Source organism: Qipengyuania psychrotolerans, assembly GCF_019711355.1.
Taxonomy (GTDB): domain Bacteria; phylum Pseudomonadota; class Alphaproteobacteria; order Sphingomonadales; family Sphingomonadaceae; genus Qipengyuania; species Qipengyuania psychrotolerans.
On sequence record NZ_CP081297.1, the window covers coordinates 174,260 to 194,294 of the forward strand.

Below are 20,035 nucleotides of genomic sequence, written 5' to 3' on the forward strand. Positions count from 1 at the left end.
AATTCGGTTATTGTGCAGCAAGCCAGCGCAATTTGCATGGTGACCGGGGGCAGCATGGGAAGACCGACCGCGAATAGCGACGAGGTGCGCCGACTCTTGCTCGTGCGCAGATTGCGCGCGATCATTGCCGGCAATCCGCTGGCGACTTTCTCCGCTGTCGCCTCGGTGCTCGTTCTCCTGATCGGATTTGACGAAGCAGAATGGCGGGTGCCGCTCGTCTTGTGGTCAGGTTCCGCGATCCTGCTGTTCGCCTTGCGCGGCTTTTATTTCGGTTCGCTCGAGCCGGATGATCTTGATGGCGCAACGCTGGCACGGGATTACCGCCGCGTGGTTGCCGCCATGATCATGACGAGCGTGCTCTGGGCCGCAGGCTTCATCCTGTTCTCCTTGGTCGCCCAAGGCCTGGAGATCGCCATTCTCGCTGTCGTCGGCACAGCGATGATGGTGGGCGTACTGCTGATCCACCGCGCCGCACCCCTCGCGGGATATGCCCATATCGCCTTGCTCTTGGCCTCGCTGAGTGCCGCAGCGTGGATCACCGTCGGACGGGAGGCTGCACCCATTGCGCTTGTCCTGGGCATCTACGCGCTCACCTTGTGGCGCGCCGTGGGACGGATGGATCTTGCGTTCGAAGCCGCCGTCATCAGTGATATCGAGCGGGCGGATGCTGCCGAAACGGTTGCGATGCTCCTCCATGATTACGAGGAACAATCGACCGACTGGCTGTGGATCGTCGACGATGGCGGCAGGCTTCGAGAGGTCAGCGAACGGTTTGGCCAGGCGCTCGGAATGCGGCCAGAAGCAGCCGAGAACACGTCAATTCTAGATCTGGTGGAGGCAGGAGCTGGGCGGGACACCTTGTCCCGGTGCCTCGTTGAAGGCCGCCCGTTTCGCGATGTGCAAGTGGCCGTTACAGTCGCTGGAGAGACGCGGTATTGGCAGCTCTCCGCGAGGCCCCGCAGCGATGGCCTGATGGGCGGCATTGCCCGAGATGTGACAGCAGACCGCCTCATCGAACAGCGCGTCACTTTCATGGCGCATTACGATGATCTCACAAGTCTTGCGAACCGTTACCTGTTCAACGAGAGGCTGCGGGAACTGCTCGGTGAAAGCGAGTCTCGCGGCGCGAACATCGCGCTATTCTACCTCGACCTCGACGACTTCAAGGCCATCAACGACACGCGCGGCCATCTGGTTGGGGACCGCCTGCTGCGAGAAGTGGGCAAACGCCTCGCTGGCGAGGTGCGGGATATGGATCTTGTCGCCCGCCTTGGCGGCGATGAATTCGCTATCCTGATCGAAACCCGCGCCGGGGACGGAATGCTGATCGAACGCGCCCACCGGTTTCTGTCGGTTGTGCGTGAACCGTACGAAATAGACGGGCAATCATACCGCGTTTCGACCAGCGTTGGCGTTGCGCGTTGCACGGAAGGGGACTGCGACGCCGAAGAGCTGATGCGCCGCGCCGACCTTGCGCTCTATGCCGCAAAGAACAAGGGACGCGATAATCTGGCGCTGTTCGAGCCGCATCTCGACCAGGCCGCACGCGAGCGGCGCGCTATTGAATCCGACCTGCGCGAAGCGGTCGCCAATGATGAAATGCGACTTCAATACCAGCCCATCATCGAATTGGAGACGGGCCAGACAACCGGATATGAGGCTCTGCTGCGTTGGTATCACCCGACACGCGGCGTAATGGCACCCGGCGACTTCCTGCAGATTGCCGAAGAATCAGGCCTGATCGTCCAGCTTGGCGAATGGGTAATCAACCGCGCGCTGCAAGAAACCTCAGGGTGGGAAGGCGATTTCCGGGTCGCGATCAATCTGTCCACGACGCAGGTCATGGATGCCAAGCTCGTGTCGGCCGTATCCCAGGCCTTGCGGGCCACCGATTTCCCGCCCGAGCGCGTGGAGCTGGAAATCACCGAGCATGTGCTGATGGATTCCAGCGATGCGAGCGAAAACACCCTGCTTGCATTGCGCAAATTGGGCGTCAGGATCGCTCTGGATGATTTTGGTACAGGCTATTCCTCGCTTGCGTACCTTCGCCGCTTCCCGTTCGACCGGATCAAGATCGACCGCGCATTCGTAAAAGATGCTTGCGGCGAAATTGGCAGCCAGGCCATTATTTCTACGATCACTCGCCTGGCCGAGGCCATGAATATGGAAACCACCGCGGAGGGCATTGAAGACCGCGAACAGCTCGACCTGCTGCGCAAACTCGGCGTGAAGGAAGCGCAGGGATTCCTCATCTGCAAGCCTATGCTGGCCGAAGCGCTTGCGAATGATGACCGGGATATATCGGGCGACGCTTCTGATCCGCGCCTCGACAAAGCGGTTATCGACTACCGTCAAGCCCGCAAGGCCGCATTGCGCAGGCGCGGCGGCAAGGTAGCATGATGCCGGCTCGAACTGCACAAAACCGCTAATGCTTTTCTCGCCATAACGCGCGGGCTGCGCTATCTGCGCGCGCATGACTACGATCACGCGTTTCGCACCATCGCCCACCGGGCGTCTCCACGTCGGCAATATCCGCACCGCCTTGCACAACTGGATGCTGGCGAAGAAAAACGGCGGGCGCTTCCTGCTCCGGATTGACGACACGGATGCTGAACGTAGCCGCGAGGAATATGTTGATGCCATTCGCGCCGATCTCGCGTGGCTTGGCCTCGACGTGGACGGTGAGGAGCGCCAATCTCTGCGGCTCGAGAAATATCAGGCGGCGTTTGATGCGCTCCTGCAAGCTGGACGAATCTATCCGGCCTATGAAACTTCGCAGGAACTTGACCTCAAGCGCAAGATCCAGCTCGGCCGCGGACTGCCGCCGATTTACGACCGCGGCGCATTGAACATGACCGATGCCGAGCGTGCGGAAAAAGAAGCGGCGGGGATCGCGCCGCATTGGCGTTTCAAGCTGGATCATTCCGAGGCAATCACGTGGGACGATGCTGTGCGCGGCGTCCAGAAATTCGATGCCTCACAGCTTTCCGACCCGGTGATCAGGCGCGCCGACGGCAGCTGGCTCTATATGTTGCCGAGCGCGGTCGATGATCTTGATATGGGTGTCACCGACGTGCTGCGCGGTGAAGATCACGTTAGCAATACTGCTGTGCAAATTCAGATGTTTACCGCACTTATTGCTGCACAATATGCTGCAGCAAAAATGCCGCGTTTCGCACATGAGGCCTTGCTCGTGGGAAAGGAGGGCAAGCTGTCAAAGCGTCTGGGTTCACTGGGCTGCGATGCATTTCGGGAAAGGGACATCGAACCGCAGGCGATCATCGCCATGCTTGCCCGGCTGGGCACCAGCCTGCCGGTCGAGCCGATCGCTGACCGCAGCGTGCTGATCGACACTTTCGATCTCGGAAAGTTCGGCCGCGCACCCGCGCGGTTCGACGACGCAGAACTCGACCGCGTCAATGCCGCGCTGGTTCACCAGATGGATTTCGCAATGGCCGCGCCGCGCCTTCCGGAAGGTATGGACGAGGCGGGGTGGCACGCAATCCGGCCAAACCTGAGCCACGTTTCCGAAGCCGTCGATTGGTGGCGCCTTGTTATTGGCCCGATCGACCAGCCGGAGTTTTCAGACGAGGACAAGGCCTACGTCGGGGAAGCCGCAAGTGCCCTGGAGTGGAGCGAAGACCCCTGGCACGGTTTGACGGCTGCAATGAAAGCCGCGACTGGGCGGAAGGGCAAGCAGTTGTTCCTGCCGCTCCGTCAGGCACTGACAGGCATGGATCACGGCCCGGACATGGGCGAATTGCTGCCGCTGATCGGCGAGGCTGAAGCGCGTGCCCGGCTGGAGCAGGCTGCGTCCTAGCTTTCGTGCTTTTCGAGTTCGTTGCCGGTTACGGACACCACGTGCATCAGGTTGGTTGATCCCGGAGTGCCGAATGGCACGCCTGCCAGGGCAATCAGCTTGCTGCCTGCTTCTGCGAAGCGATGGCGCAGAGCCATGCGCTTTCCCTTGGCGATCATCTCTTCAAAACTGCCGATGTCCTTGGTTGCGACCGCGTGGGCACCCCACAGAAGGCACAGTCTCCGGGCGGTCCGCATGCTGGGGGTCAGCACCAACATGGGCACGCTTGGCCTCTCGCGGGCAACGCGGCGCGCAGTGCTGCCAGAGCCCGTAAAAACCGTAATTGCCGAGATGGCGACAGTGTCTGCCACGGTCATGCAGGCGTGCGCCAGCGCATCGGCGGTGGTCTTGTCCGGCGGAGTATCGAGGAAGCGGACGCGAGGCAGGTAGCCTTCGTCGCTTTCGACTTGCCGGGCGATCTTGTGCATGATCGTGACCGCTTCTTCCGGCCAGTCGCCAGCTGCCGTTTCGGCCGACAGCATGACACAGTCAGCACCGTCGTAGACCGCATTGGCGACATCGGACACTTCGGCCCGTGTCGGGGCAGGGCTCTCGATCATGCTTTCCAGCATCTGCGTCGCCACGATGACTGGCTTGCCTGCAGTGCGCGTCTTGTTGACGATCATCTTCTGGAGCGGGGGAACTTCCTGCGGCTCCAGTTCGACGCCCAAGTCGCCGCGGGCAACCATGATGCCATCGGACAGTTCGATGATTTCGTCGAGCCGGCGCACGGCCATCGGCTTTTCGATCTTGGCGCATAGCGCGCCGTATCCGCCCATCAGCTTGCGCGCTTCGGCAAGGTCTTCCGGTCGCTGAACGAAGGAGAGGCCAATCCAGTCGACGCCCTGCTGGACGGCGAACGCCAGATCCTTGCGATCCTTCTCGGTCAGCGCCGGGATCGGCACCTCCGCATCGGGGACGTTCACGCCCTTGCGGTCGGAAATTACCCCGCCGACTTCGGCAGAGCATTTGATCTCGTCGTCGTCGGCGCTGATGACCTTGAGGCGGATCTTGCCGTCATTGATCAGCAGGCGCTGGCCCTTGCTGAGCAGGCCGAACAATTCGGGATGCGGCAGTTCGACACGGGTTTCATCACCCGGTTCCGGATTGCGATCGAGCGTGAAGTGACCCGAGTGGCGAATGACTGCCTTGCCGTCCTTGAACTTGCCGACGCGCAGTTTCGGGCCCTGGAGATCGGCGAGGATGGCGATGGGGCGATGGAAGTCCTTTTCCAGCGCGCGGATCGCCTTGATCGTCTCGGCATGGGTCTCGTGCTCGCCGTGGCTCATGTTGACGCGGAAGGCATCGACACCGGCCCTGAACAGGCGCGCGAGCATTTCGGGAGAGCGGCTGGCGGGACCGACCGTCGCAAGAATTTTGACCTTGCGGCCGCGGGGATCGAGCTTGGGTGCGCCGTCGCGCTCAATGAGGGGCTTTGCCATGGCCTATCGCTATGGCAGGGCGGTGCGACATTTCAAGGACGATGACATGGTTACGAATGCACCCGCAACCCTCGACGAGCTTCCCGATGATGTTGCGGCAGCGGCGTTTCGCCGCCTGGTGCTCCACCTCCAGCATCGGCACGATGCGCAGAACATCGATTTGATGGGGCTTGCGGGCTTCTGCCGTAACTGCCTGGCCGACTGGATCCGCGACGCAGGATATGAAGGCGACAAGGCTGCAGCACGGGAATTGATCCACGGGATGCCACAGGATGAATGGAAGGCGACCCGCCAGCCGGCCCCGACTCCGGAGCAATTGAGGCGCATGGAAACGAGCCTGACGAAAAACGCCTAGCCAACAAAAATCGCGGGGAAGGGCGAGTCGCTGACTTCACCCGCAGGCCATGCGTGGCTATTCGCACTGGCCAACCGATTCTCACTTTATCTTCTGGAGCTGAATTTCCATGGCCGAAGCCACCGACGACCGCCTGCGCCTTCTGATCGAGCGTATCGAACGCCTAGAAGAAGAGAAGAAGGGCATCGCCGACGACATCCGCGACGTCTATGCCGAATCCAAGGCTGTCGGTTACGACACTAAGATCATGCGCCAGATCATCCGCCTGCGTAAAATGAAGCCTGACGAGCGCAGCGAGCAGGAAACGATCCTCGATACGTACAAGGCCGCGCTCGGAATGGGCTGATTTGCTTGACTTTCCTTGCGTGTTAGTGTGGTAATGCACTAATTCAACGGGAGGAAAGAATGGCACAGGCAAGCAAGGGTGCAGCGTTGATCGGGTTCGTTTTGGCGGGCCCGATCCTGTTTGCGATCGTATCACTTCTGGCCATGCTATTCGGCGCTGCGGCCGGCTGGCTCGGCGGGTTGATTTTCCCGCAAGTCTTCAGCCGCCTGACCGGAGCGATCTTCGGCGAGGCGATCCCCGCTTGGCAGTTCGGTGCGATGCTTGGCTTTGTGGCCGGCTTCCTGCGCGCTTCCATCCCCAACCGCAAATAGGAGAACCAACATGGCAGGACCATGGAAGGACGCCCGCGGTGTCATCGTGACGACGACACCCACCATCGAGGGCAAGCCGATTCAGGAATACCTCGGCATTGTGACCGGTGAAGTCATCGTCGGAGCGAACCTGTTCCGCGATCTGTTCGCCAATATCCGCGATATCGTGGGCGGCCGATCTGGCAGTTACGAGCGTATTCTGCGCGATGCCCGCGAACAGGCGATCGAGGAAATACAGGCTGAAGCCGCATCACGCGGCGGCAATGCGGTGGTCGGTATCGACCTCGATTACGAGGTGATCGGCGATACTGGCTCGATGTTGATGGTCAGCGCCAGCGGCACCGCCGTCAAGATCTGATCAACCGCGTACCAGGCCGAGCGCCTCGTAGGTCTTATTCAACGTTGGAACCGCGATCTCGCGCGCCTGTGCTGCCCCGCGCGCGAGGATGGCGTCCAGTGCCTCGCGATCTTCGAGCAATTCGGTCAAGCGTGACGAGATCGGGCGCAATGTCTCGACCAGCAGTTCGCCCAGCGCGGGCTTGAACTTGCCGAAGCCTTCGCCGCCAAATTCGCTCATGACGTCCTTGACCGACTTGTTCGACAAAGCAGCGTAGATGGTCACCAGGTTGAGCGCCTCCGGGCGGCCCGCCAAGCCAGCTTCTTCGCTCGGCAAGGGTTCCGGGTCGGTCTTGGCCTTCTTGACCTTTTTCATGACGGTGTCGGCATCGTCGACAAGATTGATCCGGCTCATCTCGGACGGGTCTGACTTGCTCATCTTCCCCATACCGTCCCGCAGGGACATGATCCGCGCAGCCTGCGGGGGGACGATCGGATCGGGCAGGGTGAAGACCGGCGCGTCTTCGGCCGCGAAATCATTGTTGAACTTCTGCGCGATGTCGCGGGCCAGCTCGAGATGCTGCTTCTGGTCTTCGCCCACAGGCACGTGCGTCGCCTGATAGAGCAGCACGTCGGCAGCCTGCAGCACAGGATAAGTGAACAGCGCAACCGACTGGCCTTCGCGGTTCTTGCCTGCCTTGTCCTTCCACTGGGTCATGCGGTTGAGCCAGCCCATGCGCGCCGTCCCGGACAGCAGCCATTGCAGCTCCGCATGCTGCGGCACCTGCGCCTGATTGAACAGGACGCTGCGCTGCGGGTCGATCCCGCAAGCGACCAGCGCGGCAGCCATTTCCAGTGTGGCCTTGCGCAGCTCTGCCGGATCGTGTGGCTGGCTGATTGCATGAAGGTCAGCAAGGAAGAACAGGCATTGGTTATTTGCGCTACCGCCTTCGGCTGCATGAGCGCGGTTCGCCGCTTCCATTTCATCCTGCATCCGCACCCAATTGCGGATCGCCCCCAGGTAATTGCCGAGGTGGAGATTGCCGGTAGGCTGGATGCCGGAAACAACACGCATGATCTGTTACGGAGCTTTCTTTTTGGTGAGGGCAACGAGGCGCTGCCGATCGATGGCACCGACTGCAAAGGCGACGCCGAAATAGACAATGCCCGAACACAGGACGAGCACGAGAAGCGCGGCCAAGCGCGCAAACAGGCCAGCTGAATACCAGTCGGTTAGCAAATCGCTCGCGAACCACAAGGCCGCGCCCATCGCGGCGGCTGCAATCAACTGGCGCGCAATGCGTCCGACAAGCCCAAGCGGGACCAAATAATATCCGCGCTTCAGCAGCACGATGTAGAGAAAGCCGACATTGATCCATGCCCCGATCACGCTGGCAAGCGCGACACCCTCTACGCCGAAGCGCTGGAGGAAGGCGATGTTGAAGGCGACGAACACACCGAGCGAGATGAAGGCCGCATAAACCGGCGTCTTTGTGTCGGACCGGGCGTAGAAATTCGGCACCAGAACCTTGACCAGCACATAGGCTGGAAGGCCCAGCACCAGCACGGCCAGCACGCCTCCTGCTATTGCCGCATCTTCCATGCTGAACCGCCCACCTTCGAAAATCATCGTGATGAACGGTGTTGCGCATATCGCCAGGGCCACCGCCGCGGGGATGGTCAGCAGCATCGAAAGTTCGATCGCATCGGACTGGATCCGGTCGGCACCTTCCTTGTTATCGCTGCCGACGAATTTGGACAGCGTCGGCAGGATCGCTGTCGACAGGGCAATCCCGATAATGCCGAGCGGCAGCTGGTTGAGCCGGTCGGCGTAATTCATATAGCTGACCGAACCGCTATCCAGCTGGTTCAGGAAGTAGAGCTGGACCAGTGTATTGATCTGGTAAGCGCCGCCGCCAATCGCAGCGGGCAGCGCAATGATCGAAAGCCGCTTCACCTCTGGCGTGATGCGCGGCCACAGCAGCTTGGGGCGAAAACCTTCGACGCGGGTCCAGTAATACAGCCAGCCGAGCTGGATTACCCCGCCTGCGGTGACCGCCCAGGCCACGCCGTAAGCAACCTGCTCGACGCTGGCTCCGGCCGTCGTGATGAAATATTCGCCGGTCAGCAAGGCGGTGATCAAGACCAGGTTGAGAATGATCGGGAAACTGGCTCCAGGCGCGAACCGTGACACTGAATTGAGCATTCCGGTGAACAGCGTCACCAGGCTCACCAGCACGATGTAGGGGAACATGATCCGCGCGAAATCGACGGCAAGATCAAGTTCGCCGGGGTCCACCGGCTTTTCCGCCAGCAGCCAGATCACGCCCGGCATCGCCAGTTCGAACACGATACACAGCGCAATCAGGACCGGCAGGAAAACGCTCAGCACATCGGCAGAAAAGCTGCGCGCATCTTCCAGCCCGCCGTCACCGTTCAGCCGCTTCGAGAACATGGGCACGAAGGCGGCCGAAAACGCCCCTTCCGCGAACAGGCGGCGGAAGACGTTCGGAATGATGAAGGCCTGAAACCAGGCGTCGGTCACTGCATTCGCACCAAGCACGCGCGAGAAAATCATCTCCCGCGCCATGCCTGCGATACGGCTCACCATGGTGAGCGAGCCGATCGTGCCGACGTTCTTGAGCAGGCTCATGGGCAGAGCCTCAGCACTGGTCCGGCCTGCCTCAGGCGTTTCCGGTCGGTGCCGGTGCGCCTTCGTTCTGCTGCGCTGCACGCGCTTCGAGCTGCTGCTGGTAGAGCGCGCCGAAATCCATCGGTTCGAGCATCAACGGCGGGAAGCCTGCTTCTGTCACTGCGCTGGAAATGATCGAGCGAGCATAGGGGAAAAGGAGGCGCGGGGTTTCTGCGAACAGGAACGCGTGAGCATGTTCGTCGGGTACGTTGCGGATCCCCACGAGACCGCAATAGGCCAGCTCGACAATGTACATCGCACCCTGTTCGGCGTCGGCACGTGCAGTCATCTTCAGTTCGACTTCGTGCACTTCGTCGGTGATCGCTTTCGAAGCGATGTTCACCTGAATGTCGACGCGCGGCTGTTCCTGCCACTGATAACTGGTCGGAGCATTCGGGTTTTCGACCGAAAGATCCTTCACATACTGGTTTAGCACGCCAAACGTGGGCCGGTTGTCGGCGCCGTTCGAACCTGCTGCAGGGTCCGCGTTCAAGTCTGTCAGTACGTCGTTTTCATCGGCCATCGGGCAAGCTTTCTTTAGTGCATAGATCGAAAATAGGGCAGAGGTGCGCAAATGCGCACCCGCAATCTGGGCGCGCGCCTAGCACTGTGCGCAGTGCGGGGCAATGCGGCAGGCAGCCCGCAATCGGACGCGAGGCGGGACCGGACGGACCCGAAGTCGGTCATTGTGCGTTTGTAATTGATACCTATCTAGGGCACTAATGGGACTGGGCAGGGCCGATGGCCACTTGTTGCTGCCCGAAGCGATAAAGAACGGAAAAATACCAGTGATCACCGAGATCGTCATCCTTGCCGCAATCGCCGCTTTTCTCGGTATGCGCCTCTATTCGGTGCTCGGCCAGCGGTCGGAGCATGAGGAAGATCCGATCCGCCGCAGCTACGGTCCGCGCGACCAGAGCGAACCGGCTCAGACAGCTGTTGGCGGGACGCCGGACGGGGCACAAGCTGCGCGTCCTGTGGTAACCCTGCGGACAGTCGATAATGCGACCAATGCAAACGAATCGGCTATCCGCTCGATTGCAGCCGTGGACCCGCGTTTCGACCTGCTTGCCTTCCTCGAAGGATCGAAGGCTGCCTATGCCATGATCCTCGAAGCATTCTGGAAGGGCGACAAGGAAACTCTCCGCGAACTCGCCGATGACGATGTGTATGCCAGTTTCGCGGGCGCGATCGATGCACGAGTTGCTGCCGGTGAAACGCTCGACAATCGCTTGATCCGGATCGAGGACGCTATTGTCAGCTCCGCCGAGCTCGATCGGCGCGACGCGCGGATTGCCGTTCGCTTCGTTGCCGATATTGCTGCGGTCACCCGCGACAAGGACGGCAATGTCGTGTCGGGATCGCTCGATGATGCGGTCGAAAGCCGCGATATATGGACGTTCCGCCGCAATGTCGATTCGCCGGATCCCAACTGGGTCCTCGACGAGACCGACCAAGATTAATCGTTAGAATTTCGGGAGAAGCAAGAGATGCGAAGTGCGCTCATGTGCGGGGCGGCTTTGCTGCTTGCCGGTTGCTCCACGATTCCGGATGCCCGTCCGCCGATGGATACGGGCGTGGTGGAACAGCCTCCCGCTCTTGTTGCCGCTAATGCCGCATCGGCTGGCGTCAGAGCGGGTCCACCCATCGAAACCTTCCCGTTCCTGCGCAGCGATGCTGCCAGCGCGCTGACCGCATTTCGCGCATCGTGCGACAAAATCCTTTTCCGGGACGATACGAGCGGCCTGACAACGCGGCTGGACTGGCAGTCTCCGTGTCTCGCAGCATCCAACTGGTCGAGCGATCCTGCACAGTTCTTCACCAGCCAGTTCGAAACTGCGATCGTGGGCGATGGCAGCGCCTTTGCCACGGGGTATTTCGAACCTGAAATTCTCGGTAGCCGGGTGCGAGCACCGGGATATGACATCCCCGTCTATGCCATGCCATCCGACCTCGAACGCGCCTGGCCTGCGGATATGCCGGAAGCCGAGCGAACCGGCCGCCCGCCGCTGGGCAGGTATAATGAAGACGGCAAATTCGTGAGCTATTTCGAGCGGGCGGAAATCGAGGCGGGTGCGCTGGAAGGCAAGGTGCCGGTCATCGCCTGGGCCGCCGATCCGGTCGAATTTTTCTTCCTCCAGATACAGGGTTCCGGGCTCCTGCGTATGCCTGATGGCGAAGTGATGCGGATCGGCTATGCGGGGCAGAACGGCCGCGAGTATGTCGGCATCGGATCGGTCATGCGCGAACGCGGCCTGATCGGGGACGGTCCGGGCCAATATGCGGGCTCGATGCAGGGTATCGTCCAGTATATTCGCGAAAATCCCGAAGAAGGCGCGGATCTGATGCGCCTCAACAAAAGCTGGATTTTCTTCCGCGAGCTCACGACCGATGGACCGCTCGGTTCGCTGGAGGTTCCGGTAAAGCGCGGCGATAGCGTGGCTGTCGATCCGAAATTCGTCCCTTATGGCGCGCCGGTCTGGCTCGATCTGGACCGGGATGTGGCGGATGGCCTGTGGGTTGCTCAGGATACCGGCGGCGCGATCAAGGGCGCGAACCGCTTCGATACGTTTTGGGGCAATGGCCTGGACGCGCGCGATATCGCGGGCGGCATGAGCGGACGCGGGAAAGCCTATATCTTCCTGCCCAAGGGCACGCTCGCGCGCACGGGGCAATGAGCGCACCGCGCGGCCTTTCAGACGAAGAAGCGCAGGCGTGGGAGAAAGTCGCGGCGACTGTCAAACGGCTGCACCCAGCATCTACAGCGCCGAAGGCCAACGCGCCAACGGCCCCACCGGCTCCGCGCCCGCCCAAGCCTGTTCCAAAGCCGCGCAAGGTAAGCCCGGCGCCCCGTCCTTTAGCTCCGCCGCCCAAGCCGGCAGCAGGCGGGAATTCCCTGGATTCGCATTGGGATCGGCGGCTCAAATCAGGGGTGGTCCAGCCGGACTTCACGCTCGACCTGCATGACCACGGTCTCGATGCGGCTTATGACCGGCTGATGAGCGGCGTGGGACAAGCCCGCGCGATGGGCGCGCGCACTATTTTGCTGGTAACTGGCAAGTCCCGTCCCGTCGATCCGGCCGACCGGGCGACCAAGCGCGGCGCGATCCGTGCGAAGGTGCTCGACTGGCTGGCCGCCTCGAGCCACCATTCCGCGATCGCTGCAGTACGCCGCGCGCACCAGCGGCACGGCGGGGACGGTGCACTCTACATCGTTCTCAGGCGAGAGCGCTGACAGCCCGGCGCACGCCCAACAGCGCAGCGCCAAACAGCATGAAGGCAATCGCCAGGCCGATGATATTCAGCATGACCTGTGCGATGCCGAACTGCGGCACGTCGAGGAAGAAATAGGGATAGAATCCGCTCATGTATCCGTATCCCAGTGCAAATACTGTGTAGATTACCGGAGCAATCGTAACCACCGGCAGGCTCTTCCATCCACCCGATTGCGGTCCGGTAAACACGATCCACCAGACGATGGCGGTGGCCGGAATGATCGTGTGATGCATCTGATTGGTGTGCCAATCCCAGCCGACGGGAAAATGATCGGCGGCCAGCAGCAGGTGATAGACGACCGCGATTATGGCCAATGCTGTCGCCAGCGCGAATGGCACTGCGCGCTGGATAGACCCCCTGATCGCTATCCAGCCCAGCACGAGGCCTGCCGCAAGATTGCCCCAGATCGTGAAATACCGGAACAGCAGGGCGAAGGCGACCAGCGGGCTACCATCGCGTTCGAGGTTCAGAGTGCTCTGGACTGCAAGTGCGGCGAGCGCCGAGATCGAAATAACGCCTGCGATAATGCGGGCAGTTTGTGAGAATGTCGTAGCCATCGCAGCGCCCTAGCGCGCTCACCTTGCCAGTCCACCACGAAAAAGCCCCCGACATTCCTGCCGGGGGCTCCTTCTGCGGCCCATTGGGCATCGGAGTTTCGTTACTTATGGTATTTGGCGTATTCGAGGTCGAAACGATCAGCGTCCATGACCTTCGTCCAGGCCTTGATGAAGTCGTTCACGAACTTCTCCTCGTTGCCGTTCTCGGCATAGACTTCGGCGACAGCGCGCAGACGCGAGTTGGAGCCGAAAACGAGGTCGGTGCGGGTTGCGCGCCATTTCTCTTCACCAGACTTGCGGCATTTGCCGACGAATTCCTCGTCGCCGCTCTCGTCAACCACTTCCCAGACCGTGCCCATTTCGAGCAGGTTGACGAAGAAGCTGTTGTCGAGCTTGCCGGGCGTTTCGGTCAGAACGCCGATCTTGTTGCCGTGCTTGGCGTGTTTGCTAACAGCGCCCAACGCACGCATCCCGCCGACCAGTGCGGTCATTTCGGGGATCGAAAGGCCGAGCAAGTGAGCCCGGTCGATCATCATGTCCTCGGTTTTCACCGATGCCTTGGTCTTGAGGTAGTTGCGGAAACCGTCGGCGAAAGGCTCGAGCGGCTCCCAACTTTCGGCATCGAACTGGTCACTGGTCGCATCGCCGCGGCCGGTGGTGACCGGAACGCTGACGTTGAAGCCGGCATCCCTTGCTGCCTTCTCGACAGCAGTCGAACCGGCAATGACAATCGCGTCGGCCATCGAAATGCCGCCGCGAAGCTCGTCGAGCTTGTCCAGCACCTTGCCCAGTTCCTCGGGATCGTTGACCGCCCAATTACGCAATTCGTCGAACCGGATGTGCGCGCCATTGGCGCCGCCGCGGTGGTCCGAATTGCGATAGGTCGAGGCCGAAGCCCAGGCCGCTTTCACGAGCTCGCGAACCGACAGACCACTATCGAGCACCTTCGACTTGAAGGCGGAAAGATCACTGTCCGACACCTGCGTTCCAGCCGGAACCGGATCCTGCCAGATCAGGTCTTCGCTTGGAACTTCGGGGCCGAGGTAACGCACTTTGGGGCCCATGTCGCGGTGGCATAGCTTGAACCATGCGCGTGCAAAAGCATCGTCCAATGCCGCCTGATCGTCGCGGAAGCGTTCGGAAATCTTGCGATATTCCGGGTCGCGCTTCAGCGCCATGTCGGCGGTGGTCATCATGGTCGGGACCTTTTTGCTCGGGTCCCGCGCATCAGGTGCCATATCTTCCGGATCGGGATTGATCGGCTGCCACTGGTTCGCGCCTGCCGGGCTTTGCACGAGCTCGAAGTCGTATTTGAACAGCAAGCGGAAGTAGTCGCCGCCCCACCGGGTCGGATTGGGCGTCCAGGCCCCTTCGATACCTGACGTGGTGATGTGGCCCTTGCCGATTTCCTCGGGGTCGGTCAGCCAGCCGAAGCCCATTGATTGCAGGCCTTCGCCTTCGGGCGCTCCGCTGAACGTGTCGGACGGCTTGGCGCCGTGCGCCTTGCCGAACGCGTGGCCGCCTGCGGTCAGCGCGACTGTTTCTTCGTCGTTCATGGCCATGCGGCTGAAGGTTTCGCGCATGTCGCGGGCCATGCCTTCGGCATCGTGGGGATTACCGCCCGGGCCTTCGGGATTGACGTAAATGAGGCCCATCTGGATCGCCGCGAGCGGGTTCTCCAGCGCCTTGCCAGCGTCGGGCTGGATGCGCGTTTCCGCGCCCGTATCCACCCACTGCTCTTCCGTTCCCCAATACACAGTTTCGGGATCGTAGACGTCCTTGCGACCACCGCCGAAGCCGAAGACGGGACCGCCCATGCTTTCGATCGCGACATTGCCGGTAAGGATGAACAGATCGGCCCAGCTGATATGCTTGCCGTACTTCTGCTTGATCGGCCACAACAGGCGGCGCGCCTTGTCGAGGTTGCCGTTGTCCGGCCAGCTGTTGAGCGGGGCAAAGCGCTGCTGGCCGCTGCCGCCGCCGCCGCGTCCGTCGCCGGTCCGATAAGTACCGGCTGCGTGCCATGCCATGCGGATGAAGAAGGGGCCGTAATGACCATAATCGGCAGGCCAGAAATCCTGGCTGTCGGTCATGAGGTCGAGAAGATCTTTCTTCAGCGCGGTGTAATCGAGCGCGTTGAAAGCCTCGCAATAATCGAAATCTTCACCCATCGGATCGGCTGCGCGTCCGCCTTCGGTAAGGATTTCGAGGTTCAGCTGATCAGGCCACCAATCGCGGTTCTGGCGGCCGAGCAGCGAGCGCATGCCCCCGTCGCCGTGAAAGGGACAACCGCTGATGTCTCCGGTTTTAGCGTCCATGAAATAGCTCTCCTCAAAAAAAGACTCGGTCTCCCGTCCGAGAAAGCAATGAGGATGAACCTCGCCCGGTAATTCGTCCAATCGATTAAACGGTTCAAATAGATTGCCGAAAGCGATTGAGCGACGAACCGTGCTTCCCATACGAAAAACGCCGCCATCCACTTGGAATGGCGACGTTTCGTGGGTTCGATTTGACTTACATCAAGCCGCTTGGGCGATCTCGGCAACTGGTTCGGTGCGGATAAGATAGTCGAAGGCCGAGAGACCTGCTTTGGAGCCTTCACCCATCGCAACGACGATCTGCTTGTACGGAACGTCCGTCACGTCGCCAGCGCCGAATATGCCGGGCAGATTGGTGCGCCCTTCATCATCGGTCGCGATTTCGCCGTGCTTGGTCAGCTCCAGACCGCTACCTTGCAGCCATTCGGTGTTGGGCACGAGGCCGATCTGCACGAAGACGCCTTCCAGCTCGATCCGGCGTTCTTCGCCCGAGGACCGGTCCTTCAGGACAAGGCCGTCAACCTTACCGTTGTGTCCCGTGATCTCGGTCGTCTGACCGCTCGTGACGATCTCGACGTTCGCCATGCTACGCAGTTTCTTTTGCAGGACTTCGTCTGCACGCAGCTTGTCGTCATATTCGACCAGCGTGACGTGGCCGACGATCTTGGCCAGGTCGATGGCAGCCTCGACGCCCGAATTGCCGCCACCGATGACCGCGATGCGCTTGCCCTTGAACAGGGGGCCGTCACAGTGCGGGCAGTAGGCTACGCCCTTGTTGCGGTATTCCGCTTCGCCCGGGACACCAAGATTTCTCCAGCGCGCGCCGGTAGCAAGGATGAGGCTGCGAGCCTTGAGGCTGGCGCCATTGCCCAGTTCCACCGTGTGAAGGCCGCCTTCTTCCGTGGCCGGGACAAGCTTGACCGCTTTGGCGAGGTTCATCAGGTCGATGGCGTTTTCGCCAACCTGCCGTTCCAGCTCACCTGCCAGCTTCGGGCCTTCGGTATACATGGTGCCGGGAAGGTTCTCGATGCCAAGCGTGTCATGCAGCTGGCCGCCGAAACGTTCGGCCGCGATGCCGGTGCTGAAACCTTTGCGTGCAGTGTAGATACCGGTCGCAGCCCCGGCGGGACCGCCGCCAACGATGAGCACTTCGAACGGGTCCTTGGCGGACAGCTTTTCTGCTGCCTTCGCGTCGGAACCGGTGTCGAGCTTGGCCAGAATCTCTGCCAGCTCCATCTTGCCGTTGTAAAACGGGTCACCGTTCAGGAAGGTCGCAGGCACAGCCATGATGTCGCGCGCGTCGACTTCTTCCTGATACGTGCCGCCTTCGATCAGCGTGGCAGTGATGCGCGGATTTTCCAGCGCCATCAGTGTCAGTGCCTGCACCACGTCGGGGCAATTGTGGCACGACAGCGAGAAATACATCTCGAAATTGAAATCGCCTTCCAGCCCGCGAACCTGTTCCAGCAGGTCTGCGTCGACTTTCGGCGGATGCCCGCCTGCCCACAGCAGGGCGAGGACGAGGCTGGTGAATTCGTGTCCCATCGGCAGGCCGGCAAACCGGACCCACTTTTCAGCATCGCTGGCGCGGCGGATCACGAAGCTGGGCTTGCGGTCGTCGGTACCGTCAAAACTGGCTTCGACCATTTCGTGGAGGTCCGCGATCTCTTCCAGCAGTTCGCGTGTCTGGGCGGACTTGGAATCTTCTCCCAGCGAGGCAACCAGTTCGATCGGCTCGCGCAGGTTGGCGAGGTAGGTCGAAAGCTGCTGCTTCATCGCGGTGTCGAGCATGGAAGTCTCCGGAAATGTGGCGCGGGGAAAGGAAAAGGCCCGGGGCGGAGGGGAGGGGGGTGCCCCGGGCCTTCAATGACCCGAGCCGCTGGCTCGGGCTTCAAGGCAGCGCGCCAGGGTGGGCGCGCTGCCGAAGTGTATTTTTAGATCTTGCCGACGAGGTCGAGCGAAGGAGCCAGCGTGTCGCTGCCTTCTTCCCATGCTGCCGGGCAGACCTGGCCAGGGTTCGCACGGACGTACTGTGCGGCCTTGATCTTGCGGGCGAGTTCGTTGGCATTGCGGCCGACGCCTTCGCAGGTCTGTTCCATGATCTGGATCACGCCATCGGGATCGACGACGAAGGTTGCGCGGTCAGCAAGGCCGACACCTTCACGCAGCACGTCGAAATTGGTGGCGAGCTGGTGGTTCTGGTCGCCGAGGAACGGGAAGGTCAGCTTGCTAATCTTGTCCGAAGTATCGTGCCATGCCTTGTGGCTGAAGTGCGTGTCGGTCGAAACGCCGTACACTTCGACGTCCATCTTCTGGAGCATGCCGTACTGCTCGCCCAGGTCTTCCAGCTCGGTGGGGCAGACGAAGGTGAAGTCGGCAGGATAGAAGAAGAATACGGCCCACTTGCCCTTCACGTCTTCGTCGGTGACGTCGAAGAAGTCCTTGCCAGCCTGAAATGCAGTGGCTTTGAACGGTTTGATTTCGCTTCCGATGATACCCATGGTTTTTCTCCGTTGTTCGGGTTGAATTTCGTGAAGCCCAAATAGGGTGTGCTGCGCTGCACAAAAGCGACTTTGTGCGATTGCGAGCATCGGAATTATCAATCAGTGGCGTGGAACTTTCGGGAAGTCCTGAGAATGATGCTTTCCACTGGTCTCGTGGCCCTGGTGCTGGGCGTTGCCTTTTTTGCAACGGGCGCCCGAACATGGTATCTGACGCGCACCGGGTTGCTTGTCAGATTGGTGGCACCAAGCCGTATGCATGATGCGCCAATCTCTTTTGAAGGATGGGCTCCATGAAGAAATTTGCATTAGGAACAGCTATTTGCGCCTCGGCTTTGCTGGGAAGCGCCGCAATCGCGCAGAGTTTCACCTATGAGGTTGTCTGGCAGCCTGTCGAGTCGGTTGGCGGCATGACCGGGCCGGACGGGCCTCGATATGGCGGCGGGACCGTCACGGGCTCCTACACCACCACCTACGCCGACGGCCGTGTCGCAACCGGAACGGTAAAGTGCGTCGGTATGCGCCAGCCAGAAGCCAGCATGTTCGCAATTCATATGGCGTGCTCAACCTCGGAAGCCGAAGGCAGCGGTGCTCTGGTCTACGGCTGCAACTACCTCGGTGAACCCGGACCGAATACCGCCTTGGGCTGTGTCGGCGGTGTCGAGGGCAAGGAAGGTCCGCTGGCAGGCCGCCGGGGATCGCTCACGATGGAATGGTATTCCCCAACGAACTCGCGGGGCACCGGCCAATGGTACGGTGAGTAAAAAGCTCTGGCCGCGTCCCTCGTTTCGCGTTGGATGACGGTATTTTAGTGCAAGAATTTGGACGGAGGCCCTGCGGATGATCGCGGGGCCTCTTTTTGCGTGTTCCCGCAGCTTGTCAGACTACATCAAAAAGAGCTGGCGCCGCGCTGATCGCTTACCCGCACTGCGCCCGGTGGAGCAGTTTGTGATCCGCCAGCACCAGCGCCATCATCGCTTCGACCACGGGCGTTCCGCGAATGCCGACACAAGGATCATGGCGGCCCTTGGTGCGGACCTCGGTTGCATTTCCTTCGCGGTCGATGCTTTCCACCGGCGTCAGAATCGAGCTGGTCGGCTTGAACGCCACGCGGCACGTGACGGGTTGGCCGGTCGATATTCCGCCGGAAATGCCCCCCGCATGGTTCGCCTCGAAGCGCGGCCCATCACCGCTTTCACCCGGGCGCATCGGGTCGGCGTTCTGTTCGCCCGTCAGCCGGGCAGCATCGAAACCGTCGCCGATTTCCACGCCCTTGACTGCATTGATGCTCATCATTCCGGCAGCCAGATCGCTGTCAAGCTTGGCATAGACCGGTGCGCCCCATCCGGCAGGCACACCGCTGGCCACGCATTCCACCACCGCGCCGAGCGATGATCCGGCCTTGCGGGCATTGTCCACCAGCGCTTCCCAGCGCCTAGCTGCCTGTGCGTCAGGACACCAGAAGGGGTTGCGGCCGATTTCCTCGACATCGAAATTGGCGGGGTCGATCCGGTCGCCGCCGATTTCCGCGACATAGGCGAGGATGGAAACCTCGGAAATCACCTTGCGCGCCACGCCGCCTGCCGCCACGCGCATCGCCGTTTCGCGCGCGCTGCTGCGCCCGCCGCCGCGGTAATCGCGAAAGCCGTACTTCGCGTCATAAGCATAGTCGGCGTGACCAGGGCGGTAGGTGTTGGCGATGTCGGAATAATCCTTGGACCGCTGGTCGGTGTTCTCGATCAGGAGCGAGAGCGAGGTTCCGGTGGTCTTGCCTTCGAACACGCCCGACAGGATGCGCACTTCGTCCGCTTCCTTGCGCTGCGTGGTGAATTTGTTCTGCCCCGGCTTGCGCGCGTCGAGGTAGGGCTGGATATCGCTTTCGGCCAAGGTCAGGCCCGGAGGGCATCCGTCCACCACTGCGCCAATCGCAGGACCATGGCTTTCGCCCCAGGTGGTGAAGCGCAGTACGCGTCCGAATGTATTCCAGCTCATGCGCCCTGTCTGTCTCAACTGTGGGCGCAAGTCCATCGGCGCTGGACCAA

19 protein-coding genes are annotated in these 20,035 nt (G+C 61.1%); 10 read left to right on the forward strand and 9 right to left on the reverse strand.

From position 1 onward, the window contains the following. The first annotated feature begins 54 nt into the window (after nucleotides 1-54). Nucleotides 55-2,400 (forward strand): putative bifunctional diguanylate cyclase/phosphodiesterase, encoded by a 2,346-nt coding sequence (locus K3166_RS00815; RefSeq protein WP_221422826.1) that lies wholly within the window; start codon nucleotides 55-57, stop codon nucleotides 2,398-2,400. Between the two features lie 73 nt (nucleotides 2,401-2,473). Further along, nucleotides 2,474-3,820, forward strand: a complete 1,347-nt coding sequence (gltX, locus tag K3166_RS00820) for a glutamate--tRNA ligase (protein ID WP_221422827.1) — start codon at nucleotides 2,474-2,476, stop codon at nucleotides 3,818-3,820. Here the strand turns inward: gltX and pyk are convergent. Further along, on the reverse strand, nucleotides 3,817-5,301 hold the full coding sequence (gene pyk, locus K3166_RS00825) for a pyruvate kinase (RefSeq protein ID WP_221422828.1): 1,485 nt from the start codon (nucleotides 5,299-5,301) through the stop codon (nucleotides 3,817-3,819). The two genes, gltX and pyk, sit on opposite strands and share 4 nt — an antisense overlap. A 46-nt stretch (nucleotides 5,302-5,347) precedes the next feature. Here pyk and K3166_RS00830 point away from each other — a divergent pair, with 46 nt between their 5' ends. The 4 genes from K3166_RS00830 (at nucleotide 5,348) to K3166_RS00845 (ending at nucleotide 6,671) form a co-directional block, all read left to right on the forward strand. Then, entirely contained in the window at nucleotides 5,348-5,656 is a 309-nt protein-coding gene (locus K3166_RS00830; RefSeq protein WP_221423902.1) for a DUF1244 domain-containing protein, read from the forward strand. A 109-nt stretch (nucleotides 5,657-5,765) separates the two neighbouring features. After that, complete coding sequence (locus K3166_RS00835) at nucleotides 5,766-6,002, forward strand: DUF2312 domain-containing protein (RefSeq protein WP_050601763.1); 237 nt, start codon at nucleotides 5,766-5,768, stop codon at nucleotides 6,000-6,002. Between the two features lie 59 nt (nucleotides 6,003-6,061). Beyond that, the gene (locus K3166_RS00840; RefSeq protein ID WP_221422829.1) at nucleotides 6,062-6,313 is read left to right on the forward strand and encodes a hypothetical protein; all 252 of its coding nucleotides are present in this window, start codon (nucleotides 6,062-6,064) and stop codon (nucleotides 6,311-6,313) included. A 10-nt stretch (nucleotides 6,314-6,323) separates the two neighbouring features. Further along, the gene (locus tag K3166_RS00845) at nucleotides 6,324-6,671 is read left to right on the forward strand and encodes a heavy metal-binding domain-containing protein (RefSeq protein ID WP_221422830.1); all 348 of its coding nucleotides are present in this window, start codon (nucleotides 6,324-6,326) and stop codon (nucleotides 6,669-6,671) included. On the opposite strand, the gene trpS is transcribed toward K3166_RS00845, so the two are convergent. The 3 genes from trpS to secB are packed head-to-tail and all read right to left on the reverse strand — an operon-like array spanning nucleotide 6,672 to nucleotide 9,864. Further along, nucleotides 6,672-7,724: a tryptophan--tRNA ligase gene (gene trpS, locus K3166_RS00850; protein ID WP_221422831.1), complete on the reverse strand. Its 1,053-nt coding sequence runs from the start codon at nucleotides 7,722-7,724 to the stop codon at nucleotides 6,672-6,674. It abuts the gene before it with no gap. 6 nt (nucleotides 7,725-7,730) lie between these two features. After that, a complete protein-coding gene (gene murJ / locus K3166_RS00855; protein ID WP_221422832.1) occupies nucleotides 7,731-9,302 on the reverse strand; it encodes a murein biosynthesis integral membrane protein MurJ in 1,572 nt (523 codons plus the stop codon). 31 nt (nucleotides 9,303-9,333) lie between these two features. Next, nucleotides 9,334-9,864, reverse strand: a complete 531-nt coding sequence (gene secB / locus K3166_RS00860; RefSeq protein WP_221422833.1) for a protein-export chaperone SecB — start codon at nucleotides 9,862-9,864, stop codon at nucleotides 9,334-9,336. Nucleotides 9,865-10,129: 265 nt separating this feature from the next. Between secB and K3166_RS00865 the strand changes: the two genes are divergently transcribed. The 3 genes from K3166_RS00865 to K3166_RS00875 are packed head-to-tail and all read left to right on the forward strand — an operon-like array spanning nucleotide 10,130 to nucleotide 12,576. After that, the gene (locus K3166_RS00865) at nucleotides 10,130-10,804 is read left to right on the forward strand and encodes a Tim44/TimA family putative adaptor protein (protein WP_221422834.1); all 675 of its coding nucleotides are present in this window, start codon (nucleotides 10,130-10,132) and stop codon (nucleotides 10,802-10,804) included. A gap of 27 nt (nucleotides 10,805-10,831) precedes the next feature. After that, nucleotides 10,832-12,019: a murein transglycosylase A gene (gene mltA, locus K3166_RS00870; RefSeq protein WP_425594568.1), complete on the forward strand. Its 1,188-nt coding sequence runs from the start codon at nucleotides 10,832-10,834 to the stop codon at nucleotides 12,017-12,019. Beyond that, the gene (locus K3166_RS00875; protein WP_221422835.1) at nucleotides 12,016-12,576 is read left to right on the forward strand and encodes a Smr/MutS family protein; all 561 of its coding nucleotides are present in this window, start codon (nucleotides 12,016-12,018) and stop codon (nucleotides 12,574-12,576) included. Before mltA ends, K3166_RS00875 begins: the two co-directional genes overlap by 4 nt. Here the strand turns inward: K3166_RS00875 and K3166_RS00880 are convergent. From K3166_RS00880 to ahpC, 4 genes are all read right to left on the reverse strand, one after another. Then, the gene (locus K3166_RS00880) at nucleotides 12,560-13,174 is read right to left on the reverse strand and encodes a Pr6Pr family membrane protein (protein WP_221422836.1); all 615 of its coding nucleotides are present in this window, start codon (nucleotides 13,172-13,174) and stop codon (nucleotides 12,560-12,562) included. The two genes, K3166_RS00875 and K3166_RS00880, sit on opposite strands and share 17 nt — an antisense overlap. Before the next feature lie 101 nt (nucleotides 13,175-13,275). Then, a complete protein-coding gene (gene katG / locus K3166_RS00885) occupies nucleotides 13,276-15,492 on the reverse strand; it encodes a catalase/peroxidase HPI (protein WP_221422837.1) in 2,217 nt (738 codons plus the stop codon). A 201-nt stretch (nucleotides 15,493-15,693) separates the two neighbouring features. Next, a complete protein-coding gene (gene ahpF / locus K3166_RS00890) occupies nucleotides 15,694-17,283 on the reverse strand; it encodes an alkyl hydroperoxide reductase subunit F (RefSeq protein ID WP_221422838.1) in 1,590 nt (529 codons plus the stop codon). A gap of 143 nt (nucleotides 17,284-17,426) precedes the next feature. Beyond that, the gene (gene ahpC / locus K3166_RS00895; protein WP_221422839.1) at nucleotides 17,427-17,993 is read right to left on the reverse strand and encodes an alkyl hydroperoxide reductase subunit C; all 567 of its coding nucleotides are present in this window, start codon (nucleotides 17,991-17,993) and stop codon (nucleotides 17,427-17,429) included. Between the two features lie 293 nt (nucleotides 17,994-18,286). Here ahpC and K3166_RS00900 point away from each other — a divergent pair, with 293 nt between their 5' ends. Next, nucleotides 18,287-18,757 (forward strand): hypothetical protein, encoded by a 471-nt coding sequence (locus K3166_RS00900; RefSeq protein ID WP_221422840.1) that lies wholly within the window; start codon nucleotides 18,287-18,289, stop codon nucleotides 18,755-18,757. Between the two features lie 154 nt (nucleotides 18,758-18,911). Here the strand turns inward: K3166_RS00900 and aroC are convergent, their stop codons facing one another. Continuing rightward, complete coding sequence (gene aroC, locus K3166_RS00905) at nucleotides 18,912-19,985, reverse strand: chorismate synthase (protein ID WP_221422841.1); 1,074 nt, start codon at nucleotides 19,983-19,985, stop codon at nucleotides 18,912-18,914. Nucleotides 19,986-20,035: the final 50 nt, after the last annotated feature.